Source organism: Spongiibacter sp. IMCC21906, from assembly GCF_001010805.1.
Taxonomy (GTDB): domain Bacteria; phylum Pseudomonadota; class Gammaproteobacteria; order Pseudomonadales; family Spongiibacteraceae; genus Spongiibacter.
This window is the reverse complement of record NZ_CP011477.1, coordinates 2,244,429-2,269,802: the sequence shown is the minus strand read 5'-3', so window position 1 is coordinate 2,269,802 and position 25,374 is coordinate 2,244,429. Positions and strand designations below refer to the sequence as shown.

The window sequence follows — 25,374 nt, the reverse complement described above, 5'->3', positions numbered from 1 at the left end:
AGACGTACAGGTTAAGCTTATGTTGCAGATGCAATCTCAGGCCAGTAGTGACAAGCCGTCCAGTGTTGTTCTTGGGCGCGTGTTTGTAAAACCGGTTCTGCCTCTGCGCAATGGTCTTTCTTGTAAGGGCAGCGGGTGTGAAAGCGGCAGCCGGGTGGCGGCGCTAGTGGCGAAGGTAAATCGCCTTTAGCGATCACCAGGTTCTCAGCCGGTTTACCTATCACAGGCAGCGCAGACAACAACGTCTGACTATAAGGGTGGCGAGGTTGCTGGTAAACCGTTTCGGCAGGGGCAAGCTCGGCCAGCTTGCCCAAGTACATCACTGCAATTCGATCGCTCATATGCCGCACCACCGAAAGGTCGTGGGATATAAACAACATGGCTAAGCCCAGCTCCTGTTGTATGTCGATGAGCAAATTGAGAATTTGCGCCTGTACCGATACATCGAGGGCCGATACCGGTTCATCACATATTAATAATTTGGGCTCTAGGGCGATGGCCCGGGCGATTCCAATACGTTGACGCTGCCCACCAGAAAACTCATGGGGATATTTATTGGCGGCCCGGTCAGGTAAGCCGACTAGCTCCAATAATTGTTGGACGCGTTTTTTTCGACTCGCTTGATCACCGATTTTATGGATTTGCAGGGGTTCTTCGATGATGGATTCAACGGTGTGACGGCTGTTGAGTGACTCAAAAGGATCTTGAAAAATCATCTGCAGATCGCGACGAAGAGGGCGCATCTCTCGGTCGGACAAACCTGCTATATTGCGGCCTTGATAGCGAACGCTGCCACCCGTGGGCCGGTGCAGGTTTAATAACGCCTTACCCAGGCTGCTTTTCCCACAACCGGATTCGCCCACTAAACCAAGGGTTTCGCCGCTTTGAATAGAGAAACTGACGCCATCGACAGCTTTGACACTTTTTGGCTTGCCAGAAAACAAGCCGGATTTCTGGGGGAAGTGCAGCTTCAGATCGTCAACTTCTAATAAAATGTCGCTCATGCCACGATCTCCCGCCAGTGATGACAAGCAACGGCAGCGCCATCGACAACGGTTTCTAAGCTAGGGTTATCTTCACGGCAAATAGCGGTGACGTGGCTGCAACGATTAGCAAAGCGGCAGCCTTTAGGCATGGCATCCACCGAGGGAACGAGGCCCTCAAGTGATTGCAGTCGACTTTTTGGCGCGCGGGCACCGCCGGGCAGTGCTGCCAGTAAACCCTTAGTATAAGGGTGGCGAGGGCGATTAAAAATGTCACTGCTACGGTTTTGTTCAACGAGCTGCCCCGCATACATGACTGCGATTTCGTCGCTGAGTTGTGAGACCAGTGCCAAATCATGGGTAATAAACAGCATCGCCATGCCTTTTTCATGTTGCAGGCGTTTTAGTAACTGCACAATTTGAGCTTGAATGGTAACGTCCAGCGCTGTTGTTGGCTCATCGGCAATGAGCATTTTAGGCTCGCAGCTGAGTGCCATGGCGATCATGACCCGCTGGCGCATTCCCCCTGATAGCTGGTGCGGGTAGGCGTCGATGCGCTCGGCGGCAGCGGGGATGCCAACCTCAAGAAGTAGCTCGATGGCCCGTTGCCGGTTGGCTGACTTGCTGCGTTTAGGAAAATGCAGTGTTAGCGCCTCGGTAATTTGATGGCCAATGCGCTGTACCGGGTTTAGGGCGCTCATGGGGTCTTGGAAAATGACCGCAATTTCACCACTTCTGATTTGGGCTTTTTGTTTTGGTGCCAGACCATTGATTTGGCGTTGCTGATAAAAAACCTTGCCGCGGCTGAGCCTGGCCTGGGGCTTGGGGAGCAAGTCGAGTATCGACATGGCGGTAAGGCTTTTGCCACAGCCGGATTCACCCACTAGTCCCAAGGTTTTTCCCGGTGCTATCGCCAGGGACACGCCGCTAACCAGCTCCCGGTAACAGCCGCTGTCGTCTCGGATTTCCACCGCCAGATCTTGTAGTTCCAGAAGGCTCATTTATCGCGTTTCCAGGTTTCGTCCAGAATTAGCAACGGCGCGGGGCGTAATTTTTCGCCGTCGTCTTTCATGGCTTCTATACGATCTTTTTCGTCTTCATCAATCCAGAATAAGCCGCCGCTGCCGCCCATGGGTGAAAACAGTTGGTCGCTGGTGCGGGTGCCATGAAAGGCCGGCAACTTTAGCCATCGCCAAAATGCTTCGCGGGTGTACGGCACTTTAAAGGTAGGGATGTAAGAGCCTTGATCGTGAATCATTTGTTCTAACTCGTGGGCTAGACGCACCCGAGTGGCTTTGTCGGTGGCTTTGCGGTAAGCCATAATTTTCTCATCCATCACCGGGTCATCGGTGTTGGTGACATTATTGGTTTGGGGTTTGTGGGCGTTGGTGGAATGGTAGAACTCCCAAAACCGCGGTGACAGACCAGCCCCGGACCACGCCATCCAGGCGGCCTGATGCTTATTCTCTAAAATCTGCTTGAACGCCGTGGAGGCATCCAGCAAGTTTAACTTCAGTTCAATGCCCGCTTTACGGGCTTCTTGGGCCAAAATCACGAGACGGTCATTATGGCCGCTGTTGTAGTAGGTGATACGAATGCTTAAACGCTCACCCTCTTTAACCCGAATGCCGTCGGGGCCGCGTTTGTCCCAACCGGCTTCATCCAGATAGTCATCTGCTTTGGCAAGATCAAACCGGCGGGCGCGAATGTCGGTGTTGCTGTAATCCCCATAACCTTCATGGGCTGTTTGCATCCGTTCGTAGTCACCACGGAGTACGGTGTCGATGACTTTTTGCACATTCAATGCGTGGGCGAGGCCGTAACGTACCAGTTTGTCGTCAAGGGGTTTGCTGTCTTCGTTAAGAAACAAGCCCGTAATAGGTTGGGGAACATCGTTGTAAAATTTAATCTTGCCGACGTAGCCTTGCTTATAGATATCACCTTGGGCTTTTTTATGCCAAAAATGCGGCATAAGCAGCGGAAAGCTCTCTAACTCGCCTTTGCGAAAGTATTGGTAAGCAATATTTATATCCCGGATCACTTTGACTTTAATATGCTCAGGGTTAAACCGGTATTGAAAGTAGCGCTTTTTATCCGCCCACCAGTGCTGCTTGCGGGTGAATTCTACATATTTTCCCTTGCGAACTTCACTGATCTGGTAGGGGCCGGTGTTGGGTTCTACGCGCCAGTTGTAATCTCTGACCCAGGTTTCATTCAGCTGATGAAAATGTTCGGGCACTGGCGACATGCTGATTTCAAATAGCATTTCATCGGCAGGTTTGGCCACGGAGCCGGTAATGCCAATGGTGTAGTCATCGTATTTAACCAGCTCGGTAATCACCTCTGAAAAATAGTTGTTATACCACGGTGCGAGAATAAATTTGGAGCGCATAAATTTGAGCGCAAAAACATAGTCATCGGCGGTGACGGGGGTGCCGTCAGACCAGCGAGCATCGGGATCAAGCCGGTAAAAAATGCTGTGGCCGTCATCACCAAAAGCCCAGTGGGTAGCAAGTTCTGGGATGGGGTTTAGCGTATCGGGATGAATACCCACCAGGCTTAGATTATTGGCGCGCAAATAATTAGCAAAACTGCCGTTAGAATCTGGTCCGACTAAGCGCAGCGTAAGTGGAAAGCTGGTGATAAAACTCCTGAACCTGCCGCCGCGTTTAGCCTTTGGGCTGGCAAAAATAGGGTCGTCATTGTTGGTTTTCCAATGAAGCGTATCCGGCAGTTTTGTTGGCAGTGGCGCGGGTTCGGCCCAACTCATTGATGCCAATAATAACCCGGCGATAAAAACGGTAAACCGTAAAAAACTATTCATAATAACTAAATTGTTTAGGATCGTAGGCGTCGCGGATAGCTTCACCCACGTAGGCTACCAACATTAAGATAACCGTCATTGCGACGACAACCGAGCCGACAATCCAAATGGATTCCATATTTTCTGTGCCTTGTTTGAGCAGTTCGCCCCAGCTTGGCGTTGGCGACGGCAGCCCAAAGCCAAGGTAGTCCAAGGCCGTTAACGAGGTTATGCCAGCGGCAACAGAAAAGGGCACAAAGGTGACTAGAGTAGAGACGCTGTTCGGCAAAATATGCCTGAACATAATACGGCTGCCAGAGGCGCCCAAGGCGCGGGCTGCCATCACATAATCTCTCGCGACTTCTTTGTAGGTGGCGGTGCGCATATACCAGGTCATTGCCGTCCAGCCAAAGAAGGCCATGATAAACAGCAGGGTCCAGAATGTGGGCGTGATGATGGAGGCAACGATCATGATCACATACAAAAAGGGAATATTGGACCAAATCTCGATAATTCGCTGAAAGAGCAGGTCAAAGGCCCCGCCCCAAAAGCCCATCAGACAGCCAATACTCACCCCGACGCTGTAGTTCAGTACCAACAGCGCAATCGAGAACAGAATGGCAATGCGAAAGCCATAAATAAGCCTTGCCGCCACGTCTCGACCGCTGGTGTCGGTGCCTAGGTAGTGGGCTTTATCAATCGAGGGCGCATGGGGCGGAAAGTCACCCGCCACCAAGTCGGTTTCTAATGGGCTAAAGGGGATTGGCGGCATGAGCAACCAGTTGCCCTGGCCCTCAGCCTGAAACGTGGCCTTTAGTTCCCGATAATTGACTTCGTAGGCGTAATCCAAACCAAAGTCTTCACCGCTGTGGACATCACCAAAGGTCGGAAAATACAGCGCGCCTTCATACTGCACCACTAAGGCTCTGTTGCTGGCCAGCAGTTCGGCACCTAGACTCAATACGGTGAGAATTAATAATAGCCAGGCCGAAATATAACCCCGCCGGCTCTGCTTAAAGCGCTGCCAGCGTTTTTTGGCAACAGGATTTTTTAGGGTAAACAGGCTCATGATTTACTCGGCCCCCCAAAGCGAATACGGGGGTCGACCAATGCGACGCAGATATCTGAAAGAATATTTCCCACCATATACAACAGCGATGAAATTACCAAAATGCCCATTACGATGGGGTAGTCCCGCTCTAATATCGCCTCGTAACCGAGCAAGCCAATACCATCAATATTAAAAATGGTTTCGATCAGAAACGAGCCGCCGATTAACAGCGAAATATTGTTGCCAAAGGAGGTGGCGATGGGAATCAAGCTGTTGCGCATGGCATGACGTTTTACCGCTTGGCCGCGCCCCAGCCCCTTTGCGCTGGCGGTTCGCATATAGTCTGCCGATAGGTTGTCCATCAGCGCGTTTTTCATCATAAAGGTGGTAACGGCAAAACTGCCTGCGGTATAGGCAATAAGGGGTAGTACGGCATGATGAAATATATCCTGGCTGCGCTGCCAAAGCGTCATTTCATCAAAATCATCGCTGACAAAACCGCCCAGAGGGAAAATATCCCAGTAGCCGGAAAATAAGGAGATAAGGGCGATAGCAATGACGTAGCTGGGCAGGGCGTAGCCAAAAAACACCACCGCTGAGGACCAGGCATCAAATTGGCCACCATGGTGCATTCCCTTTAATAGGCCAAGGGGAATACAGACCGCATAGGTGAGAATGAGGGTGGTAATACCGTAAAACAGTGACACCGGAAAACGTTCTTTAATGATGTCCCAGACCGGGTCTTGGTAGCGAGTGGATAAGCCCAAATCCAGCTGCACGACATTCTTTAGCCACCCCACGTAGCTGGCCAGCACGGGTTTATCAAAGCCGTAATAGCGTTCTAACTCCTTTAGCTGGTCTTCAGAAAGGCTGCCACCACTGTTTTGCCCACGACTGAGGGAGCCCGCTTCACCGCCCAATTGCGCCTGTGTCATCATTCTTTCGATGGGGCCACCGGGTACGACCCGCGTGATGGCAAACACCAGTAAGGTGATGCCAATAAAGGTGGGGATGATCAGAAGAAATCGGCGAAGAAAGTAAGCCGCCATAGGTCTCGCTTAGTCAGTGTATGAGAAAACAGCCATAGTAACTCAAAGTCCGTCGCGAGTGATGTCTACATAAAGGGTCAGTGACTGGCCAGGGCGAAGATATTTGCTGGGATTGATTTTATTCCAAGAGACAATGTCGCTGATTTCTACTTTAAAACGACTGGCAATGCGGGCGAGAGAGTCGCCCTTACGAACTTTGTATCCCACTTTGCGGATCATTCGCGAATCGATTTCGTTCTCGACCCAGACCGCAAGTTTTTGACCGGGACGAATGACACCGTTCCGTTTCAATTTATTCCAGCTGGTAATTTCTTTAACGGATACATTATGTTGCTCAGCGATGTGGCCGAGCGTGTCGCCGGGGCGGACGGTATAAAACTGTTTAACGAGTTCGGTACTGTCATTGCCGCTTAAGGGGCCGCTGGCGTTGAGGGAGTCTGGAATCAGCAGTAATTGGCCAACTTGAAGATTATTGGATTTAAGTTTGTTATTGGCTTTGATGGTTGCCACATCAACGTGATTGGCGCGGGCAATTTTGGTCAGATTGTCCCCGCGTTTAACGGCGTATTGTTGCCAGTTGATTCTGTCTTCGGGGGGGAGTTGTGCGAGTCGCTGTCGAAAAATGTCGGCTTTATTGTTGGGTATCAACAGGCGGTGAGGCCCCTCGGGAGAGGTCATCCACCGGTTAAAGCCGGGGTTTAATCGGTACAATTCATCAACACTGATATCGGCTAATTTAGCGGCTTGCGCTAAGTCGATTTGGCTACCGGTGTTAACAACCGCAAAATGTGGCGCGTCAGCGAGGGTAGGCAGGTTGACGTTATAGCTTGCAGGATTCTTGTATATCTTGATAAGTGCCAAGAACTTTGGCACGTAATCTCTTGTTTCTTTAGGTAATTTTAAAGACCAGAAGTCGGTGTCTCGCCCTAAACCTTTGTTGCGACGAATGGCTTTGTTGACGGTGCCGCCACCCGCATTATAGGCCGCAAGAGTTAATAACCAGTCGCCATCAAAGCGTTTGTTTAGCGCTTCAAGGTAGTCTAATGCCGCCTCTGTGGCATCAATGACATCGCGTCGACCATCGAACCACCAATCCTGCTTTATCCCAACATGTTTTGCGGTGCTGGGAATAAACTGCCACAAACCGGCTGCGCGGCCGTGGGAGTAAGCCAGTGGATCATAGGCACTTTCTACAATAGGGAGCAGCGCAAGATCTAAGGGCAAGCCGCGCTTTTCCAACCGGTACATAATGTAGTGGATGTAGCGAGAGCTGCGCTTGCTGACTTTGCCTAAGTAGTATGGATGTTTGGCATACCACTCTTCTTTATCTTCTACCTCGGCACGCTTGGCTAGCGCTTCGAGCTCCATTAAATCCCCGAGTCTTAACCAAAGAGAGTCGTATTCTTGGGGCGCCGTAGCGGATGGGGGCGGCGTTTCTTTTTTGACAACAGCCGATTTAGATACGGCTTTACCGTCGTATCGGTAGTTTTTGGCGGATTTATTACGAAGCACTCTTTCTTCAGAAATACCTACTAATTCGCAACTTCCGTTGCGAATACTGCCTGTGTTACTGCAGTGTGCTTTGATCTTATGGGATGGTGCGGCTTCACTGCGACGATTTTGCTGCACCGGCGCGCAGGCGCTTGCAAGCGCAGCCAGCATGAGAATTGTCACTGTGATTAAACTGTTATTGTTTTTCATAATTTGTCGTATCAGCGCTATCCCATCCTTAGTAGCGACTTAAAAGCTGTCTTTCCATGACCGCAAGTTCGCAAAAATTTCAGTGTTAGTCCAGTTTTTTAGATTTGCCCAATGGGCAACATTACGTTGTAGCTCTGGACTCTGCACCCTAAGAAACGGATTGGTTTTATACTCAAGATCTAATTTTGATGGCACGGTGGCCACGTTTTGATCTCTAAGTTGTTGTGTTGTTTTGAAGCGTTGCTGTAGTTCTGTGTTGCCCGGTTCAACGGCTAGGGCAAAACGTAAATTGTTGAGCGTATATTCGTGGGCGCAATAGACTAGTGTCTCTGCTGGCAACGCCGCGAGCTTGGACAGCGATTCAAGCATTTGTTCCGGGCTGCCCTCAAACAAACGACCGCAGCCACCAGCAAAAAGTGTGTCGCCACAAAAAAGGCTAGGGGTCTCTACGTTGTCTTGGCAAAAATAAGCTATGTGATCAAGGGTGTGGCCGGGCACCGCTATCACCGAAAATACACTATTGAGCACCTCGACCGTCGCGCCTTCTTCAACCCGAGTTTCAATTTCGTCAATATCATTGTTTGGCCCCAACACGTCCATGCTGGGGTAATGCTGACGCAACTCGGCCAATCCACCCACATGATCAGGGTGGTGATGGGTAATCAAAACTGCGGTAAGCTTAAGTCCCAGGCGTTCAAGGGCTGCCAGCGCCGGTTTGGCTTCGCCGGGGTCGACTAAGACTGCTTGCTTGTCCCGGCTTAAGCACCAGATATAGTTATCATTGAACGCTGGTATCGCCGTAATCGAGATCAGGTTTTTCATCATAACCGTCAAGGTTAAAGAAGGTCGTTGTATCTTGCAATATCAGGGCCAGTAACTTGTGTGCTAGTTCATGTTTCGTGAAGGGAGGGCAATAAATGGCTAGATGGCGTACTCAACACTCTCCAGATGTCTTGCTTCCTGCGCTGAGGCAGTGGTTTAAGTCCCCAATGGGCCGCACAATTCTGAACGAAGAGCAGCCATTGATTTGTCAGGCAGTGCATGAAACAAGTGTGGCCCATTACAACTTGTTGAAGCTGTCGGTGATTCCGGAGGGCTGCCCACTGGAGACGGAAGATTTTCGTCGACAATATCATCTTGGGAGTCCAGCTCAATATGGATTCAGCCAAGTGTTGGATGCTATTTGCGATTTTCAGCAGCTCCCCATTGCTAACGAGTCCCAAGACGTTGTTGTGCTCCACCATCTTTTAGAGTTTGTTGAAAACCCCCATTGGGTGCTCAGAGAAATAGAGCGGGTGATTGTTCCCCACGGCAAGGTGGTTGTCTGTGGTATCAATCCCTATTCGTTGTTAGCGCTGCGGGGGCTACTGGGCAGAGTTAAGCGTAGCGCCATGTGGCAAAATCACCGGCTTAGTATTCATCGCATTTCTGACTGGTTGTCGCTGCTGGGTTTTGAGGTGAATGATGTCTCTTACGCTTTTCACCGTATTCCGGTAAACAAGCCTGATTTTTGTATGAACCATAGTGCCTTATCGTCAAAGACGTTTATGGGTGGTGTTTTTGTGCTGAGCGCGACAAAATACCGGGCGCCATTAACGCCCTCTGTGGATTCACTTCGAGAACGGGCACAAATTTTACGGCACCCCGCCATGGCTGGGGCCACCCGCAATATCAAATCATGAGGCCAGAATGACCCAGACCCCCAAAGTTGTTGAAATATTTACCGATGGGGCTTGCCGTGGCAACCCTGGGCCGGGAGGTTGGGGCGCTTTGCTGCGTTGGGATGGGAAAGAGAAGCAATTGTTTGGTGGTGAAAAACAAACCACCAATAACCGCATGGAATTAATGGCCGCAATTCAGGCGCTCACTGCGTTAAAGCAATCCTGTCAGGTGGTGTTAACCACCGATTCCCAGTACGTTCGCAAAGGCATCACTGAGTGGATCGAAAACTGGAAAAAACGTAACTGGAAAACCGCAGCTAAACAGCCGGTCAAAAATGCTGATTTATGGCGACTGCTTGATGAGCAATCTCAGCGTCACCAAATTGATTGGCAATGGGTAAAAGGCCACAGTGGTCATCCCGAGAATGAATTGGCTGATGCTTTGGCGAATAAAGGCATAGATGAAGCGGAGCACGTTTGATGCGTCAAATTGTCCTGGACACTGAAACCACAGGCCTCGATCCCTCTCAGGGACATCGAATTATCGAGATAGGTTGTGTGGAGCTGATTGGGCGACGGCTCACCGGCCGTCATTATCATCAATATATTAATCCTGGCCGAGAGGTCGAAGCGGGCGCGATTGAAGTTCACGGCATTACCAATGAGATGTTGGCAGATAAGCCGGTTTTTTCTGCCATTGTTGACGAGTTTTTAGATTTTATCCGCGGCGCTGAGCTGGTTATTCATAATGCGCCCTTTGACGTTGGCTTTATCGACGCAGAGCTTAAACATATACAGCGGCCAGAAAGCGTCACCGGGCTTTGCTCAGTGGTTGATACCTTGGTTATGGCCCGGCAAAAACATCCCGGTCAACGCAATAGCCTGGATGCGCTCTGCAAGCGCTATATGGTGGACAATTCCCAGCGTGATCTTCACGGTGCTTTGCTTGACTCGGAAATTTTAGCTGACGTTTACCTCGCAATGACTGGGGGGCAAACCAAGTTGGCACTCTCAGCAGAGGAGTCGGAAGAGGGCAGTAATGAGAAAAGTGATGGCATTCGTCGTTTAGAGACAAATCGACCGCTTTTAAAAGTGGTTCGGGCCAGCGCAACGGAAATGGCCGAGCATGAAAAGTTGCTGGAAACGGTGGATAAAGCCAGTGGTGGCAACTGTCTTTGGCGAGGTGAAACACGCTCATAATAACGAGAGGCAAAATCAGGGCGCTGTGAAAGACAGTAAAATGGTGGTAAATAGTCTTATATAACGGCAGTTTAAATGCATATTTAAAAGCGCCACATGAAAATGAACGGCGGTGAGGTTAGCGGGTGACGCTTCGAATCGAGATCAATCCCAGTTCCATAGCATTAGTTTATGAAGAGCTAAGTAATACTCTACAAAAAGCAACCAATGTCTTTGAGACTTTTCTTGCTGAGCGCCATAGCCTTGAGCTGCTAAACCAATGTGAAACTGATCTGCGCCAGATAGGCGGCACACTTCGCCTACTGGAGGTGCCCGGCGCGGCACTGATTGCTGACGAAATGCGGTTTCTTTGTCGGAGCATACTCGACAAAACAGAAGCGGTGCCAGAGGCCCAACTCAACGCACTGTCTACGGCATTTTTTGTGCTGCCCCGATACTTGGAATATGTTCAAAGCAACAAGGCCGATATACCCATCATGGCCTTACCCCATGCGAATGAGCTGCGCAGTGCCCACGGTCAATTTTTGCTGCCAGACAACTATTTTAATACCCAAGAGTCCAGCTTGTTTAGCCGAGATTCTAAGCTCAGGGTAAAAAGCCAAGCGCTTGCCCCTGAGTTATTGATCAAGCATTTTGCTCGACAACGACAAATTTATCAGACTGGCTTGCTTGGGGTCTTGCGTGACAACAAGCTTCAGCCGCATGTTGAATTAATGTCCAGGGCGCTGCGCCGACTCTGTGCCGTGATAGAGCCCGGCCCCGAGCAGCGGTTTTGGTTGCTGGCAAATGCCTTAATGGATGCCTTTGCCCAGGGGGGATTAGAGCTTTCCGCCCAGCGGAAACGGGTATTGGGTGCATTAGAAGGTCAAATGCGCGGAAAGTTAAAAGGCCGGCGTGTTGGTAACGAGCTGTTAGAGCGGGAGTTGTGCTACTTGTTGCAGCTGTCCTCCGTTAAAGAAGGGCTTTGTCATCGAGTTATGGCTGCGGCGGGCCTCCAGCCAGAGGCGCTTTCTGACGCCGAGCTTCAACAGATGCGCCAACAAATGCTGGGGCTAAGCTACGATACGGTTTCGTCAGTGCTGAATGAACTTCGGGGTGAGTTACGCCATGCGCGAGATATTCTTGAGCTGTTAGCCCAGCATGGCCGTTCGGACACAGACGAAATTGAACCCCTGATGCAGCTTCTGAAGCAAAGTAGCGATGTCTTGAAACTGCTTAATCTGCCAAGTTTGGCGACCATGCTGGTCGAGCACAATGGCAGCCTTGCCCGCTTAATTGGCCAACCGCTAGATAATAAACAGGCCGATTTGGCGTTATTAGCCGAGTCCCTGCTTTTTATTGAGAGCAGCCTGGCGCAAATTGATCGCCGCCAGCTTAACTACAGCGACCTGGCCGATCTTGACAGCGTAAAAATAGATCGAATTAACACTGATAATCAACTGGCGATAGCACGAGATATTGTTATTCAAGAGTCTAAAGACATCATCAGCTTGGTCAAACGATCGATTTCTGCCTACGCAGACTCCGGCTATGATGCAACTCATATTGGCACGTTGCCAGATTTACTGCACTCAGTCAGAGGGGCGTTTAAGCTAATGAACATGCCCAAAATAACGGAAGTTATGCGGGCGGCTGCGGTGTTTATGGACCGATTTGTTCACCGCAGTAATATTGAAATCAGTGAAGATAATAAAACCTTAGAAACACTGGCCGACACCATGATCAGCATCGAGTATTACCTGAACGAGTTAGGCCGCCATTATGTAGCCGATGATCAAATACTTCGCCTTGCAGAAGACTCGCTGGCAGAGTTGCGAGAAAAGGTCATGAAAGTATGATCTTGCGGTTAGCTGGGGAGTCTACTTATGAGTCTTGAGCAATTTTTATATGCGGCTTGTGGTGCCGGGTTTCTGCTTTGTCTATTAAGTTTGATGTTAGTGCGTAGGCGGCCAATGGCGGGGGTTATTGCTTTGGTTTTGACGCTGTCTGCCACCACCGGTTTAACATTTTTGAGCAGAGATTTGCTCAGTTATCGCCGCTTGGGTGACGAAGAATTAGTGGCTAAAGTTTTTGTAGGTAAACGCGACAAACAACGTTTTGTGGTGAGTGTAGACCAACGGGATGAAGACGCATTGCAGTCTTTTATGATCGCCGGAGACCAATGGCAACTTGATAGCCGTGTTTTAAAATGGAAGAAAGACTTGGCTAGGCTCGGGTTTTCAAATATCTTCCGGCTGGAGCGTATTTCTGGGCGTTACGAGGACGTCTCAGCAGAAAATAATCAAGTTCATACCGCCTATCTTGTTAATTCTTCTGACCCGGTAGATGCATGGTACTGGGTCCGTGAGATTGACTATTTGTGGCGCTGGGTTGACGCTGATTATGGCAGTGCCGTATTTGCGCCAATGGTGGACGGCGCTCAATATGCTGTTTACATGACCTACAATGGATTAAGCTTGCGTGCCGAAAACCCGATTGCGGAAGCCGCATTAAGGCAGTGGGCACCTTGATCTTTAAAGCCAAAACTCAGATTACCTTTTCTTAAAGTACTACCCCTAGGAGTTATTTTTGGAATTTTTATCAGAATACGGCCTATTTCTGGCTAAAAGCGCCACCGTACTCGTTTCATTTGTTTTATTGGTGACGGTTATTGCCAGCATTAGCCAACGAAATAAGAAACAGGGAGAAGGGCATATTGAAGTTGAGCCACTTCACGAGCGTTTTGAAGATTGGGAGGACTTGTTAAAGTTTCACACTCAAGATGAAGCCTCTTACAAAAAAATGCACAAAGACAAAAAGAAAGCCCTGAAGCTAGAGAAGAAAGGCAAGGGCGAGAAAAAAGAGCCCCGCAAGCGTCTTTATGTACTTGATTTTGATGGCGATATCAAAGCCTCTGAAGTAGAGCTACTGCGTCATGAGATTTCCGCAATATTAACCATCGCCAAACCGGGTGACGAAGTATTGCTCAGATTAGAAAGCCCTGGTGGCATGGTGCATAGCTATGGTTTGGCTGCCTCGCAACTGCAAAGAATTACCGATAAACAGATACCGCTAACCATCGCCATTGACCGGGTCGCGGCCAGTGGCGGCTATATGATGGCCTGTATCGGTAACCGCTTGCTTGCTGCGCCATTTGCTGTGATTGGTTCTATTGGCGTTGTTGCCCAGTTACCTAATTTTCATCGTTTGCTAAAAAAGCACGATGTAGATGTAGAGCTGCATACGGCGGGGGACTTTAAGCGCACCCTGACGATGATCGGAGAAAATACCGACGAGGGCCGCAAGAAGTTTGTAGAAGAGTTAGAAGACACTCACAACTTATTTAAAGAATTTGTAAAAGAACATCGTCCCCAGCTGGATATTGAAGATATTGCCACGGGCGAGGTGTGGTACGGTCGTCGTGCAATCGATAAAGCACTTATCGACGACATTCAAACTAGCGATGATTACTTATTAAGTAAGCGTGGCGATACTGATATCTTCAGTGTCCGCTATCGGCAGAAAAAATCCTTAGCTGAACGGGTCGGTGTTGCCACCGAGGCGGCAGTAGAAAAAAGCGTTTGGTCGGTGTTGTCTCGTTTTCAAGAAGGTAAGTTTTGGCAATGAGTAACCGCTATAAAGCCCTGCAAACTCGTGCTTGCGATGGGCGCTTTCTCACAGAGCTAGTAGACCTTGAGCCCAGCCCTCTGTTGGCTGGCCAAGTACGAATAGCCGTGACGTACTCCTCGCTAAATTACAAAGACGCCATGTCGGCAACGGGGAGCAAGGGCATTACGAAAGAATACCCGCATACGCTTGGTATAGATGCCTGTGGTGAGGTCTTGGAGTCGAATGACCCCCAGTGGCAAGCAGGCGACCAAGTACTTGTGACCGGATATGACTTAGGTATGAATAGTGATGGTGGCCTGGCTGAACAACTGGTTTGCCCCGGCGACTGGTTACTAGCACGTCCTGACAATTTAGCTGCTCAGACCGCCATGTTTTTAGGTACTGCAGGCTTAACTGCCGGTCTGTGCGTGGCAAAGCTTGAAAAAATGATGGGGTCGCTGGCTGGGAAATCGGTTTTGGTGAGTGGCAGTACCGGGGGCGTGGGGAGTATTGCGGTCGCGTTATTAAACAAAATGGGCGCAAATGTTACTGCCGTTACGGGTAAAAAATCCCGGTTTGAGTGGTTGGAGTCTATTGGTGCCACAACGGCCATGGCCACGGCAGAAAAACGTGTATTAGATACCAAGCCTATTAGTAAGTCTCTATATGATGCCGCTGTGGACTCGGTGGGTGGTGAGCTGTTGGGGAACATATTAAAAGTTATTCATCCCGGCGGCGTGGTAGCTTGCTGTGGCATGGCGGGTGGTAACCGGTTTGAATCCAGTGTTTTTCCATTTATATTGCGGGGCATCAACCTGTTAGGGGTTGATTCTGTTGATATTGACCGTGAAGAAAAACTGAAGATTTGGCAGCGATTTAGTCACGAATGGGCCTTGTCAGAAGAGGTGATAAGTCGCATTACCACCGATATTTCACTGTCGGATGCAGCGCCAATACTGGGTAATTTTTTAAAATCGTCTGTCGTGGGACGGTATCGGGTAAAGATCGCTTAAGGTATGTTAACCAAGCCTTGTCAGCATATTGATTCAGGTAAAAACAGAGGAATGACCCGGCTGGAAGTGGTCATAATGGTTATTATCCTCTGCATTCTAGGCTTGATTGTAGCTGAGCAAATTGGTCAACGCATGAATGCAGCGGGTAAAGATCGCGTCAATAACGATCTAGAACGGATCGCCGCAGGCCTTCACCAATACAAGCTTGATAATAAACGATATCCAACAGTTGGGCAGGGCCTCAACGCCTTATTAGTGGCTCCGAAAGCGGGGCCCAAGGCGCCACGGTGGGATGGCCCTTACATCAGCCGTTCGAACCTGCTTGAAGACCCTTGGGGTCTACCTTATCAATATTCCAGTACCGTCGCGCCGCCGTCATTTACCCTCAAATCCTTAGGGTCTGACAGAAAAGAAGGGGGTGAAGCGCACGGAGCTGATATTGTTTTGCGCTATAAAAGTGCCGGTTAAACCAATTGATCGTCAAATCCAACACGTCTAACGAGCTTACTTCTACTCAGCAAATTCCGTTAATTAGCCAGTAAGCCTCTACGTTTTTATCGCTTGAATATAGTGGCTTGTCGCTCGCACAACGGGGAAATCCCTTACAGTCTCTAAACAATTGCAGCGATATGGTAGCTCCCTGTTTTACCTTAAATCGTAGGGGCTGCGAAATGCGGTATCGCAAAAGCTACCGAATACTGATAAGCGTCGGATTGATTTGCTATCTATTGTCTGCCTGCAAAGAAAGCCATCAATTGTCAGATACGGTGAATTCCAGAGTGTTCCATGGTGCGGTTGCACACCTGCTGGCAAGTAATGATCAGCGTGCTTGGAATGAGATTATTAAAGGCTCGGCTGTACCCCTCGATCAACATGGCAGAGTATTACTTGAGCTTTGGTATGTCTCGGGTACGCTTGATCATGTTACTAAAAGTCTTCGTGATTCGGGCTATAACATTCAGAGTATCAAGCAAAATTACGAGAGATTAACGCTGTGGGTAGATAATGTTGATGCGATTCAGGCATTGGCCTACATTGAGGGTGTGAGCATCGTAAAATTTGCGTCTAGTGTCGACTTACTGTCCATGCATGGCGGCTTAGAAACCAATAATTAATGCGGGAAAGCACATGAACGTAAAGCTTATGGCTTGTTCGGTTTTGTTGATCGGCGCTACTTTTACTGCTGCTCAAGCAGAAAACATCAAACAAACATTTGCCCTCAATAATCCATCTTCTGCGAAGATAGCGGCTAACCTTCGGGACATGTTTCCTGGTGTATCAACGGCAGTAGAGAAAACACTTCCCCTGACAGATGGGCCCATGCAGCGCCGTCTTTTTGATCAAGTCCATGCCGGACAAGCGATTCCTGTAGAGCTACAAATTACCGAGAGCGAAGGTCTGGTTCGCTATCTTAACGAGAAAGATATTCCATTAAGGTTTCTTTCCAAAGATGGCCGTTGGGCAACGGTGTTGATAAAGAACGTAGATCAGATCGACGCCTTGGCCCAATGGCCGGGTGTGGTACGGGTTAATTACGCGCCACCACCGTTAACGCGCAAAGGTTTGGCAAATAGCCGTGCGCCTAAAGCCATGCGCTCAGATACCTTAAGTAATCGCCTTGATGTAGACGGCAGTGGTCAAATTGTTGGCATTGTCTCAGATAGTTTTGCCCAAACGGATGACGTTAGAGATAGCAATACGTTTCCAGCAAAAGGTCAGGCCGGCATATTGCAAGATAGTCGCCCGCAGGACAGCGGTGACCTGCCAAGCAGGGTCAGCTTACTTAAGGACGACACGCCAGACGGCATCGATGAAGGTGCTGCTATGGCTGAACTTATTCATGATGTCGCACCGGGAGCGGCCTTGGCCTTTTACACCGCGGGCCAAAGTCGAGCCTCAATGGCCGAAGCCATCGATGCATTATGCGATGGCAATGCGACTGTGGTGGTTGATGATATTCTGTTTTTAACGGAGTCCGTTTACCAAGATGACCTGCCAGCCATTGCCATACAAAATTGTGTCGCTAAAGGCATTCCCTATTTAACGGCGGCAGGAAACGACGGTGATTTGGCTTACCGATTTGAGTACCGTGACGCCAACCCCGCAGTGGATGAGCAGGGCACCCAAGCGACTCCCACAGGCAATGACCTACATAACTGGTCTAGTGATGGTTCAGATCGTTTTCTTAGTTTGACGGTTGCGCCCAATTCAAAATTATTCTTGGTGCTTAATTGGAATCAACCCAATCAATCGGTTAACCCCAATGGCGGCTCGACAATCGATCTAGATCTGTATGCCACTACTATACCGCTTGTTTCTGCCTTAAATGCCAATGCGCTGGGTTTTTATGCCAGCAGTGTTAATCAGCAGGGGGGGAACGGAACGGCAAAGGGGGATGCTGTCGAATTTCTGGAGCTTCAAACAGGAAGTCAGTCCCAAACCTTTTATGTCGCCATAGAGCATTTTGATGGCAGCCAAGATAGCATTCCCCAAAATGCTGCAACGCCTCTTGAATTTCGCTTGTTAATCTCGGGTGATGGCGAGATCGAAAACGCAGAATATGCCTTTAATGCCCCTAGTATTTGGGGACACTCGTTGTCGTCTGCATCGATTGCTGTCGCCGCTGTGCCTTGGTGGGAGTCGCCGCAATATGTGCCCCAGTTTTATACCACAGCCGGAATTGACCCTGAGGCTTTCTCTTCTAGAGGCGGCAGTGTCCAATTTCAGTTTGATAGCAGTGGCAACTTTGCGCTTTCAACAAGACAAGCCCCAAGCTTCGCCTCTATCGACGGCAACAATAATACATTTTTAGGTAGTGACGCCAATGCAACGCCAAATGAAGATGGGGAACCAGATGGCTACCCCAACTTTTTTGGCACCTCTGCTGCTGCGCCCAATGCCGCCGCAGTGTATACATTGCTGAAACACGCCTTCCCAGATGTCAGCCCAGAAGGCATTTTTCAGGCCTTAAAAGATACCGCAATTGATGTTGACGGCAGAAGAGCAGCCGTTGGTGATGATGATGTTAGTGGTGCTGGTTTGATTGACGCTGAAGCTGCCGCAGTAAAATTAGCCAACGATTCAAGCGATAATCCGCCAATCGATCCTATGAGCGGCAGCGGAGATGGTGCAGGTAACGAAGGCAGTGGCTCATCCGGTGGTGGCGGTGGCGGAGCATGTTTTATCGCCACGGCCGCCTATGGCAGTTATATGGATGCTGACGTCCAAGTGTTAAGAGACTTTAGAGATAAGGTTTTGCTGCGCTCCGATTGGGGCACAGCATTTGTAAAATATTACTACCGCTACTCCCCAGCCATCGCCAATACCATTGCAGAGTCAGAGTTTTTACGATCAACAACAAGGTTGTTTCTAACACCAATTGTCTACAGCGTAAAATACCCACTTATCGCAATAATGCTTGTTTTACTGGCCCTGATGGCAATTGCCCAGAGAAAATCGAATTGGATGCCGCTTCGGCGTTGATTTCTGCGCCGCGGCTGAGTAGACTGCGATTCGCTTTTTACAGCAACTACCGCAACGTAGGCTCAGGTGTTGAAGTATTACAATACCCTGAGTAAGTCGAGGCATTTAATCGACTTCCCCCTTAGCCCGGGTGGTGAAATCGGTAGACACAGGAGACTTAAAATCTCCCGACAGCAATGTCGTGCCGGTTCAAGTCCGGCCCCGGGCACCATAGATCGTTTTCACTCTTCCCAGTAAGTCCTTGAAACCCGCTAAATAGGCTGCTTTTAGCGATTAACTCGGCAGCCTCCTTTGTTTCGCGCACTACTATAAATTATCTCTGAGGGTTACTTTTAAACCCCTATCAAACTTACCTATTCCATTATTGTACTTTCGATCAAACACTAAAAGACTAAGAGTTTGCCGTAGTTTTTTTACGGCAAGAATTAAAGCTGCTATGCTAAGTTTGTCAACTGCTGGGGAACGCCAGATGCTACACAAATTTTCCGTTAAAAATTTCCGGAACTTCTCGGACCGTTTAATCTTTGACCTATCAAGTCAACAGTACGAGTTTAACGCTAATGCAGTAAATAACGGTGTCATACAACACGCCATGATTTATGGCCCTAACGGAGGCGGAAAGTCTAATTTAGGCTTAGCTATGGTAGACCCTGTCCTCCATCTGATCGACTCACCTAGTTATCTAAACAGCCTCGACACAAACTATCTCAATGGGGGTGCGGGGGTATTGATCGCTGAATTCGACTTTGAGTACCGTATTGATGGGGTGGGGATCAACTATAAATACGGAAAAAAATCCCGAGAATCAATGGTATACGAGACTCTCTCAATAGATGGCGAGCAAATACTACACGTAGACCGTCGTCAATCGAGCCATGCTAGTATTCGTTTGAAGGGCGCAGAGAATCTAAAAAGTGATGTAGGTACATCCGAAATTTCATTACTCAAATACGTGCGCAGCAATACTATTTTAGACGAAACACGCTGTTTGTCAGCATAGTTGTCGTGTTTTTTACGCAGCGGCCTCTAAGCTGCGACTCTCCTTCTCAGGATTCAACCAGACCTCTTCTGGCAAATCCCAATTCCGAGTTCTCCCCGACCAGCGCTTCGGATTGGCTGCTTTCGCGGCCTCGTAAACGGCCTTTCGCTGTTGTATGACTTCTGTCGTCTGGCCACTATGCCGTTGCGCCGGAGTGATGAACTTCAACCCGCTGTGCTTGTGTTCCTGGTTATACCAGGTCGCAAATTGGAGTACCCAGGCCCGGGCATCGCCCAGTGTTGCAAAGCCTTTGTAAGGGTAATCAGGGCGGTACTTGCACGTTCGGAAGATCGACTCAGCATAGGCATTATCGTTACTGACCCGAGGGCGGCTATAGGACGACATGATACCCAGTCGGTACAGGGTTTCCATCAGTGACGCGCCTTTCATCGGGCTGCCGTTGTCCGAGTGCAGAACCAGGTGTACACCGGCAATACCCTCACGTAAATACGCCTTGGTTACCAGTTCTGACGCCAGTTCACTGGACTCTCCCTCATGGATTTCCCAGCCCACAATCTTGCGGCTGTACAGGTCGAGGATGAGGTACAGGTAGAAGAAGATTCCTTTGGCAGGACCGGGCAACCAGGTCACGTCCCAACACCACACCTGATTCGGGCCGGTGGCACAGTGCGTGTTGAGTGGCTTGGCGGTCGGTGCCTTACTGCGGCCCCGGTGCTGCTGTTGGCTCTGTTCACGAAGCACACGATAGAACGTGGACTCAGAGGCGATAAAGCACCCTTCATCCGCCAGGGCCGGTACAATCTGGCTGGGTGGCAGGCTTCTGTGTACTGGGCTATTCACGGCGACCAGCACGGCCTCGCGCTCTTGCTGTGTCAGTTTGTGAACCGGTGGCGGACGGGTCGCACCAGGGCGACCATCTGCCTTAACATCCCCCTCCCGGGTCCAGCGCTGATAGGTGCGCATGGCTATGCCCATTTCTGCGCACGCCCTGAAGGTCCGGGCACCAGCATCGGTTGTTTCCTTGATCAGCCTGACGGCTCGCTCGCGATCTGGGGTGCTAATCATTCGTCCTCTCCCTCGCCCCAGATCGCATGCATCTTTTTTCGAAGCACCAGTAACGCAGCGGTTTCCGCCAGCGCCTTCTCTTTATGACGCAGATCGCGCTTCAGCTCCTTGATCTCTTTCTTCGCCGATCGAGCCTGATCCCGCGCTGACCTGGCCTGTTCTACTGCCGTGGCATTGGCGTGCATGCAAACCTCTTTCCACGCCAGTATCTGCTCCGCATACAGCCCCTTCTTGCGGCAGTACTCGGCCACCTCCGCCTCGTTCAGAGCGGCGGTCTCCAGCACGACTGCAAACTTGTCTTCGGGCGACCAACCTTCCGGATTCCTTCCATCCCCTGGCACTACCATCCCTCCTGATCGGGCTTGTTTGCGCCAATGATACAGGGTCACGTCGGAGATTCCCGTCTCTTCTGATAGCACGCGTACCGGGGTGTTTTCTGGCGGCATCATTCTTCTAAGCACCGCCTGCTTGCGTTCTTCTGGGTATTGTTTCATTGCTCATTCCTGAGCGCCCCCCGAGTATTAATTGAAAATTGGACACGACAACTATCCTGACAGAGGGGGAACAGTAACGAATCAACTATTTACTAAGCTCTTAAATTTTATAGAGGGCATGGTGTTCTTCCGCTCGCTCGACTCCACAAAAAAAGGGGAATACGTCGGCAAAGATATTGGTGTGAAACGCCTTTCACAAGCCATTATCAGTGCTAATTCAGTTAGCGACTTCGAAACGTTTCTAAACGATGCAGGCATCAAATGCTCCCTGACAATCGATACTAACAGCAATGGAGATGAGGGTATTTATTTCGATTATGGCAGCACAAGCCTCGAATTTGGCCTAGCGGCCTCGACGGGCACCTTATCACTAGGAATATTTTATTTCTGGTGGTTACGGCTTTCCAAAAAAGAGATCACCTTCGCCTATATTGATGAGTTTGATGCTTTTTATCACCATGCTTTAGCGTCAAAAATTGTTGAGAGAGTTACTAATACGAGCTGTCAAACGATTATGACGACGCACAACACAGGCATTATGAGCAACGATTTGTTGCGCCCTGACTGCTATTTCATATTAGACAAGACTATTTCACCGATTACCGCGTTAACTGGCAAGGAGCTACGCAAAGCGCATAATCTTGAAAAAATTTACAAAGGACTGTCCAGTTAATGGAGCGAACGCTATTTATTTTTGAAGGTGAAAAAACTGAAAAGCTTTATTTTAAAAGCTTAGAAAATGCATTTTTTAAAGGTGAAGAAAGTCGGCTGCTGGCTAGTTATCAAAATGACATCTACGAATTATATGAACAAATCGCCAATGATGAAGACTTAGATCTTTTTGCCCTTGTTAAAGAGTTAAACCCCAGCCTTGAACAGGATAAAAAACTTGCGAATTTTCGACGCGATCAAATCGGCCAGATATACCTGTTTTTTGACTTCGAACTCCAGGATGACAATTTTAGCGGTGAAAAATTGCTAGACATGTTAAATCGTTTTGACAACGAGACAGAAAACGGCAAGCTGTTTATCAGCTATCCAATGGTAGAAGCAATACGTGACATCTATGATCCAGTCGATTACCTCACAAGAACGGTTAAAATAGAGGAATGCACCGGCCGCCTATACAAGTGTCTCTCTGCTGCACGAGGTGATCCTGCGTTCCAACAAGCCAGTAAGATTGACAGACCGAGATGGCAGCAGCTCATTGACGCCAACTTAAAAAAAGCCAACAAACTAATCAATTGCGAGCCTACACTCCAACCGATTTATAGTCAGCAACCCCTAGCCCTATCGCAGCTTAAATACCACGTACCTAACGGTGAAGTCGCAGTACTAAGCGCATTCCCTATTTTCCTAGTCGACTACTTTGGGTTAGGTGTTCTAGGGTAAGCAACACTGCCATCAAAATACTTCTGACCGAACCAAACCATTCCCTCAGATGAAAATCTGCAGTCATAGAAATATTCAGTGATGCGTCGGGGAAATACTAATCCATAACCAGTCACGGATATAAGCATAATTCACTGGTCAAATTTGATCTTGTAAGGCTAGCCAATAGTCACACTGCTTGATACTTCTTGAAATTCTCAGCCTGCTCAAAGATCTCTTTGTAGACTTTGACCTTACCCCCGGTCTACCGGTGGATAGCCAAACTTGGCCAGCACCAATATTAAACCAACCTTTAATCCCGCCTTAATGTCATCCCGCTGACTCCAGTCGGTGTACTTCACTTTACTTTGTCCTGCGCTACTTCTTTGACGGCTTTGGCTAGGTCGAGCAACTTGTCTTCTGGGTAGGTGAAGTCGTACTTAACAGCGAGACGCGCCAGTATGTGGTAGAAGGCTTTTTCTTCGAGGTCTATGCCCATATCTTCGAAGGAACCAATCTCCCGTTTGAGGTCTTGGATCATGTCCATGATTTCAACGGAGAAGTCTTCCAACACGCCACTGACCAATATGTCGTCTTCGCTGCGTTCATTGTAGTTATCGACCAACGCCCGAAACTTCTTTGAGAAGTCCATATCTTGCACTTTGTTGATTTTCTTGAAGTCCTCGATGGCTTTAGCCAATAACTCCTGCAGCAACTTGATCTTTGGGCTTTTCGTGGAAAAACACCGATTCCCTTGTTTTTCGACTCCCCAATCCAGATAAAATCGCCAGCCCAGCTCCGATAAGCCTGAGTCGATTGGGCAGGGTCTTCACACTCCTGAATGACCAATATGTCAGCATCAAAGCAATCTAGTGAATGGCACTTTTTTCTGAGTGCGCCGTTACAATTCCATGTCATGATTTTCACTGCACACCTGTGGCTTCATTTTTATGTGGTGGCTGTTAAGACTGCCGTGTCGGTATTGCTAGCAAGTCTGCATAGTGGTTTCTGGGCCTATTACCAATGTTATTTATCCTAGCACTTTTACTTATCCGCGCTGTCGAGTTTTTATTCCCGCAGAAGCTTCTTAACGCTCTTGAAACCTTACACGTAGGGGAGCTCACTCCATCGAGTCGTATAAGCCGGTGAGAGGAATCGTCGCTTCATTGACCACTCTTGCTTTATCCCCTGGGCGGCCACGAACACTTTGCCGTGTTTGCTGCCGTTGATCTTATCTATGGTTTCCATTAGTTGCTGTCGTCGAGCCTGTTGCGGTGGGACGAACAGAGCTGCCTGTTCTTGGTTTTGTGGTGATAATTCACTCAACATTATGCTTGCTTTGGCATAGCGATACCCTGGTCGCCAGATGGCTTCCAGCAAACGCGTGGATTCTGTAATAAGTTGATTGCTATCGTTTGAGGCCATCGCGAGGGAAGTCGTTATACTATTGCTATATGTAGGTTCGCTTGGATTGAACTGGCCAGTTCGTATGCTGACAGAGAGTGTGCGGCAGACTTGCTTTTCGGTTCGAAGCTTTTCGCAAGCTCTAGCAGTATAAAACGCAACGGGTTCGCGCAGTTCGGTCAACGAGTCGATACGCTGACTAAAACTGCGGGAGCAGACGATTTGCTGTTTAGCTTCTGTCACGTCATTCAAAGCCAGACACGACTCACCACGCAGTTCTCGAGCTGTACGCTCAAGAACCACGGAGAATCGCTGCCGAAGTGATTTGAGGTCGTACTCTGCCAAATCTAGAGCGGTTTGTATGCCTAGCTCACGCAGTTTTGTTGACAGCTGTCGCCCCACGCCCCAGACCTCCTCGATAGGAGTAATTTCCATGAGACGTTGCTGTCGGGTTCGTTCGCTCAGGTCAACGACACCGCCAGTCGCAGGGTAGGTCTTTGCCGCATGATTGGCCAACTTTGCTAGTGTTTTACTTGGCGCGATACCGACGCAAACGGTAATACCTGTCCACCTCTGGACGCGCTCGCGAACAGAGAGACCGAATTCTGCTAGAGACAGGTGCCTCTTCAAGCCGGTGAGCGAGAGGAATGCCTCGTCAATAGAGTAGATTTCTACTGCGGGAGCCATCTGCTCTAAAACGCTCATCACACGCTGACTCATATCACCATAAAGCTCGTAGTTCGAGGAGAACACGGCAATACCGTGCTGGCGAATCAGGCTGTTTATTTGGTGTACCGGCACGCCCATTTTTATCCCGAGTTGCTTGGCACTCTTTGAACGCGCGACAACACAACCATCGTTATTGGACAGAACCACGATAGGGCAGCGTCTTAGTTTGGGTTGGAACAGGGTTTCGCAAGATGCGTAGAAGTTATTGCAGTCCACCAGCGCAAAAAGTTCGCTCATCGGCGACCAAGGGCCCGAATGACACTGGTGACGACGCCAAAGACCTCCAGATGGCGCTCATCGCTCAATTCAATAGGCTGATATGCTGAATTACGCGGCAACAATTTAGGGGAGGGGCGCAGACACAGTTCTTTGACTGTCATTTCTCCCTCCAGGCAGGCGATGACAATATCGCCATGCTCGGCTTTAAGGGAGCGATCGACAGTCAATACATCATTGACAAAGATACCGGCGTCCACCATAGAGTCACCCTCAACACGCACGAAAAATGTAGCTGCGGGATGCTTGATGCAAAGCTCATTGAGGTCGAGTGTTTGTTCAATATAGTCTTGCGCGGGCGATGGGAACCCTGCCGATACGCGCTCAAGGAAAAAGGGGATGCGAAGACGTTTGAATCGAGCACTTCGGCCAAACCGAGATACAATCATGGTCATACCTTATTAATACTGTATATGCATACAGTGTATCATTCTGAAATATGCTGGCAATCAATGTGGCAATCTATCGACTCACTTTAGAGTTGATAGGGCTGTAGGACAATG

General features: G+C 49.2%; 25 protein-coding genes and 1 tRNA gene. 14 read left to right on the top strand and 12 right to left on the bottom strand.

Features of this window, described 5'->3' with window-relative positions; all coding sequences use genetic code 11:
* Positions 1 to 17: 17 nt before the first annotated feature.
* The 7 genes from IMCC21906_RS10435 to gloB are packed head-to-tail and all read right to left on the bottom strand — an operon-like array spanning position 18 to position 8,409.
* Positions 18 to 1,004: an ABC transporter ATP-binding protein gene (locus tag IMCC21906_RS10435; RefSeq protein WP_047012116.1), complete on the bottom strand. Its 987-nt coding sequence runs from the start codon at positions 1,002 to 1,004 to the stop codon at positions 18 to 20.
* Entirely contained in the window at positions 1,001 to 1,984 is a 984-nt protein-coding gene (locus tag IMCC21906_RS10430) for an ABC transporter ATP-binding protein (protein ID WP_047012115.1), read from the bottom strand. Before IMCC21906_RS10430 ends, IMCC21906_RS10435 begins: the two co-directional genes overlap by 4 nt.
* Entirely contained in the window at positions 1,981 to 3,807 is a 1,827-nt protein-coding gene (locus IMCC21906_RS10425; RefSeq protein WP_052763490.1) for an extracellular solute-binding protein, read from the bottom strand. Before IMCC21906_RS10425 ends, IMCC21906_RS10430 begins: the two co-directional genes overlap by 4 nt.
* A complete protein-coding gene (locus IMCC21906_RS10420; protein ID WP_047012114.1) occupies positions 3,800 to 4,855 on the bottom strand; it encodes an ABC transporter permease in 1,056 nt (351 codons plus the stop codon). Before IMCC21906_RS10420 ends, IMCC21906_RS10425 begins: the two co-directional genes overlap by 8 nt.
* Entirely contained in the window at positions 4,852 to 5,886 is a 1,035-nt protein-coding gene (locus IMCC21906_RS10415; RefSeq protein WP_047012113.1) for an ABC transporter permease subunit, read from the bottom strand. Before IMCC21906_RS10415 ends, IMCC21906_RS10420 begins: the two co-directional genes overlap by 4 nt.
* Positions 5,887 to 5,928: 42 nt before the next feature.
* A complete protein-coding gene (locus tag IMCC21906_RS10410; RefSeq protein ID WP_052763489.1) occupies positions 5,929 to 7,587 on the bottom strand; it encodes a LysM peptidoglycan-binding domain-containing protein in 1,659 nt (552 codons plus the stop codon).
* 39 nt (positions 7,588 to 7,626) lie between these two features.
* Complete coding sequence (gloB, locus tag IMCC21906_RS10405) at positions 7,627 to 8,409, bottom strand: hydroxyacylglutathione hydrolase (RefSeq protein ID WP_197085891.1); 783 nt, start codon at positions 8,407 to 8,409, stop codon at positions 7,627 to 7,629.
* Between the two features lie 95 nt (positions 8,410 to 8,504).
* On the opposite strand from gloB, the gene IMCC21906_RS16360 reads away from it, so the two are divergent.
* From IMCC21906_RS16360 to IMCC21906_RS17245, 12 genes are all read left to right on the top strand, one after another.
* The gene (locus IMCC21906_RS16360; RefSeq protein WP_082117445.1) at positions 8,505 to 9,269 is read left to right on the top strand and encodes a class I SAM-dependent methyltransferase; all 765 of its coding nucleotides are present in this window, start codon (positions 8,505 to 8,507) and stop codon (positions 9,267 to 9,269) included.
* Between the two features lie 7 nt (positions 9,270 to 9,276).
* On the top strand, positions 9,277 to 9,729 hold the full coding sequence (gene rnhA, locus IMCC21906_RS10395) for a ribonuclease HI (RefSeq protein ID WP_047012112.1): 453 nt from the start codon (positions 9,277 to 9,279) through the stop codon (positions 9,727 to 9,729).
* Positions 9,729 to 10,448 (top strand): DNA polymerase III subunit epsilon, encoded by a 720-nt coding sequence (gene dnaQ, locus IMCC21906_RS10390; protein ID WP_047012111.1) that lies wholly within the window; start codon positions 9,729 to 9,731, stop codon positions 10,446 to 10,448. The genes rnhA and dnaQ overlap by 1 nt, the downstream gene beginning before the upstream one ends.
* Before the next feature lie 125 nt (positions 10,449 to 10,573).
* Positions 10,574 to 12,286 carry a hypothetical protein gene (locus IMCC21906_RS10385; protein ID WP_047012110.1) on the top strand — a complete coding sequence of 571 codons (1,713 nt, stop codon included), beginning with the start codon at positions 10,574 to 10,576 and terminating at the stop codon, positions 12,284 to 12,286.
* A gap of 27 nt (positions 12,287 to 12,313) precedes the next feature.
* Entirely contained in the window at positions 12,314 to 12,958 is a 645-nt protein-coding gene (locus IMCC21906_RS10380; RefSeq protein ID WP_156166030.1) for a cation/multidrug efflux pump, read from the top strand.
* A 58-nt stretch (positions 12,959 to 13,016) separates the two neighbouring features.
* Positions 13,017 to 14,054 (top strand): protease SohB, encoded by a 1,038-nt coding sequence (gene sohB / locus IMCC21906_RS10375; protein ID WP_047012109.1) that lies wholly within the window; start codon positions 13,017 to 13,019, stop codon positions 14,052 to 14,054.
* Positions 14,051 to 15,049, top strand: a complete 999-nt coding sequence (locus IMCC21906_RS10370) for a YhdH/YhfP family quinone oxidoreductase (protein WP_047012108.1) — start codon at positions 14,051 to 14,053, stop codon at positions 15,047 to 15,049. Before sohB ends, IMCC21906_RS10370 begins: the two co-directional genes overlap by 4 nt.
* Positions 15,050 to 15,052: 3 nt before the next feature.
* Positions 15,053 to 15,517, top strand: a complete 465-nt coding sequence (gspG, locus tag IMCC21906_RS10365; protein WP_047012107.1) for a type II secretion system major pseudopilin GspG — start codon at positions 15,053 to 15,055, stop codon at positions 15,515 to 15,517.
* Positions 15,518 to 15,720: 203 nt separating this feature from the next.
* Positions 15,721 to 16,164 carry a hypothetical protein gene (locus tag IMCC21906_RS10360; protein ID WP_047012106.1) on the top strand — a complete coding sequence of 148 codons (444 nt, stop codon included), beginning with the start codon at positions 15,721 to 15,723 and terminating at the stop codon, positions 16,162 to 16,164.
* A 13-nt stretch (positions 16,165 to 16,177) separates the two neighbouring features.
* Positions 16,178 to 18,532 (top strand): CFI-box-CTERM domain-containing protein, encoded by a 2,355-nt coding sequence (locus tag IMCC21906_RS10355; RefSeq protein ID WP_047012105.1) that lies wholly within the window; start codon positions 16,178 to 16,180, stop codon positions 18,530 to 18,532.
* Between the two features lie 124 nt (positions 18,533 to 18,656).
* Positions 18,657 to 18,743: transfer RNA gene (locus IMCC21906_RS10350), tRNA-Leu, on the top strand.
* A 225-nt stretch (positions 18,744 to 18,968) separates the two neighbouring features.
* The gene (locus IMCC21906_RS17245) at positions 18,969 to 19,532 is read left to right on the top strand and encodes an AAA family ATPase (RefSeq protein ID WP_369795755.1); all 564 of its coding nucleotides are present in this window, start codon (positions 18,969 to 18,971) and stop codon (positions 19,530 to 19,532) included.
* 12 nt (positions 19,533 to 19,544) lie between these two features.
* On the opposite strand, the gene IMCC21906_RS10340 is transcribed toward IMCC21906_RS17245, so the two are convergent.
* Positions 19,545 to 21,091, bottom strand: a protein-coding gene (locus IMCC21906_RS10340) for an IS3 family transposase (protein WP_369795754.1) whose coding sequence is annotated in 2 segments (ribosomal slippage) — positions 19,545 to 20,629 and positions 20,629 to 21,091 — 1,548 coding nt in all. Because the reading frame shifts where the segments join, the coding sequence is not laid out codon by codon here.
* 31 nt (positions 21,092 to 21,122) lie between these two features.
* On the opposite strand from IMCC21906_RS10340, the gene IMCC21906_RS10330 reads away from it, so the two are divergent.
* Entirely contained in the window at positions 21,123 to 21,764 is a 642-nt protein-coding gene (locus IMCC21906_RS10330) for an AAA family ATPase (RefSeq protein ID WP_156166029.1), read from the top strand.
* Complete coding sequence (locus tag IMCC21906_RS10325; RefSeq protein ID WP_047012104.1) at positions 21,764 to 22,483, top strand: hypothetical protein; 720 nt, start codon at positions 21,764 to 21,766, stop codon at positions 22,481 to 22,483. The genes IMCC21906_RS10330 and IMCC21906_RS10325 overlap by 1 nt, the downstream gene beginning before the upstream one ends.
* A 233-nt stretch (positions 22,484 to 22,716) precedes the next feature.
* On the opposite strand, the gene IMCC21906_RS17155 is transcribed toward IMCC21906_RS10325, so the two are convergent.
* The 4 genes from IMCC21906_RS17155 to umuD all read right to left on the bottom strand — a co-directional run bounded on the left by IMCC21906_RS17155 (position 22,717) and on the right by umuD (position 25,260).
* On the bottom strand, positions 22,717 to 22,824 hold the full coding sequence (locus IMCC21906_RS17155) for a type I restriction enzyme endonuclease domain-containing protein (protein ID WP_255353569.1): 108 nt from the start codon (positions 22,822 to 22,824) through the stop codon (positions 22,717 to 22,719).
* Entirely contained in the window at positions 22,821 to 23,162 is a 342-nt protein-coding gene (locus IMCC21906_RS16675) for a type I restriction enzyme endonuclease domain-containing protein (protein ID WP_047012103.1), read from the bottom strand. Before IMCC21906_RS16675 ends, IMCC21906_RS17155 begins: the two co-directional genes overlap by 4 nt.
* A 404-nt stretch (positions 23,163 to 23,566) precedes the next feature.
* The gene (gene umuC / locus IMCC21906_RS10315) at positions 23,567 to 24,832 is read right to left on the bottom strand and encodes a translesion error-prone DNA polymerase V subunit UmuC (protein WP_047012102.1); all 1,266 of its coding nucleotides are present in this window, start codon (positions 24,830 to 24,832) and stop codon (positions 23,567 to 23,569) included.
* Positions 24,829 to 25,260, bottom strand: a complete 432-nt coding sequence (gene umuD, locus IMCC21906_RS10310) for a translesion error-prone DNA polymerase V autoproteolytic subunit (protein WP_047012101.1) — start codon at positions 25,258 to 25,260, stop codon at positions 24,829 to 24,831. Before umuD ends, umuC begins: the two co-directional genes overlap by 4 nt.
* Between the last annotated feature and the right edge of the window lie 114 nt (positions 25,261 to 25,374).

Coding starts and splice junctions, on each gene's coding strand:
- IMCC21906_RS10435 (WP_047012116.1), bottom strand. CDS start 1,004: ATGAGCGACATTTTATTAGAAGTTGACGATCTGAAGCTGCACTTCCCC.
- IMCC21906_RS10355 (WP_047012105.1), top strand. CDS start 16,178: ATGAACGTAAAGCTTATGGCTTGTTCGGTTTTGTTGATCGGCGCTACT.
- IMCC21906_RS10415 (WP_047012113.1), bottom strand. CDS start 5,886: ATGGCGGCTTACTTTCTTCGCCGATTTCTTCTGATCATCCCCACCTTT.
- IMCC21906_RS17245 (WP_369795755.1), top strand. CDS start 18,969: ATGCTAAGTTTGTCAACTGCTGGGGAACGCCAGATGCTACACAAATTT.
- IMCC21906_RS10420 (WP_047012114.1), bottom strand. CDS start 4,855: ATGAGCCTGTTTACCCTAAAAAATCCTGTTGCCAAAAAACGCTGGCAG.
- IMCC21906_RS10430 (WP_047012115.1), bottom strand. CDS start 1,984: ATGAGCCTTCTGGAACTACAAGATCTGGCGGTGGAAATCCGAGACGAC.
- IMCC21906_RS16360 (WP_082117445.1), top strand. CDS start 8,505: ATGGCTAGATGGCGTACTCAACACTCTCCAGATGTCTTGCTTCCTGCG.
- umuC (WP_047012102.1), bottom strand. CDS start 24,832: ATGAGCGAACTTTTTGCGCTGGTGGACTGCAATAACTTCTACGCATCT.
- umuD (WP_047012101.1), bottom strand. CDS start 25,260: ATGATTGTATCTCGGTTTGGCCGAAGTGCTCGATTCAAACGTCTTCGC.
- IMCC21906_RS10380 (WP_156166030.1), top strand. CDS start 12,314: ATGAGTCTTGAGCAATTTTTATATGCGGCTTGTGGTGCCGGGTTTCTG.
- IMCC21906_RS10360 (WP_047012106.1), top strand. CDS start 15,721: ATGCGGTATCGCAAAAGCTACCGAATACTGATAAGCGTCGGATTGATT.
- IMCC21906_RS10425 (WP_052763490.1), bottom strand. CDS start 3,807: ATGAATAGTTTTTTACGGTTTACCGTTTTTATCGCCGGGTTATTATTG.
- dnaQ (WP_047012111.1), top strand. CDS start 9,729: ATGCGTCAAATTGTCCTGGACACTGAAACCACAGGCCTCGATCCCTCT.
- IMCC21906_RS10325 (WP_047012104.1), top strand. CDS start 21,764: ATGGAGCGAACGCTATTTATTTTTGAAGGTGAAAAAACTGAAAAGCTT.
- rnhA (WP_047012112.1), top strand. CDS start 9,277: ATGACCCAGACCCCCAAAGTTGTTGAAATATTTACCGATGGGGCTTGC.
- IMCC21906_RS10370 (WP_047012108.1), top strand. CDS start 14,051: ATGAGTAACCGCTATAAAGCCCTGCAAACTCGTGCTTGCGATGGGCGC.
- IMCC21906_RS10410 (WP_052763489.1), bottom strand. CDS start 7,587: ATGAAAAACAATAACAGTTTAATCACAGTGACAATTCTCATGCTGGCT.
- gloB (WP_197085891.1), bottom strand. CDS start 8,409: ATGAAAAACCTGATCTCGATTACGGCGATACCAGCGTTCAATGATAAC.
- gspG (WP_047012107.1), top strand. CDS start 15,053: ATGTTAACCAAGCCTTGTCAGCATATTGATTCAGGTAAAAACAGAGGA.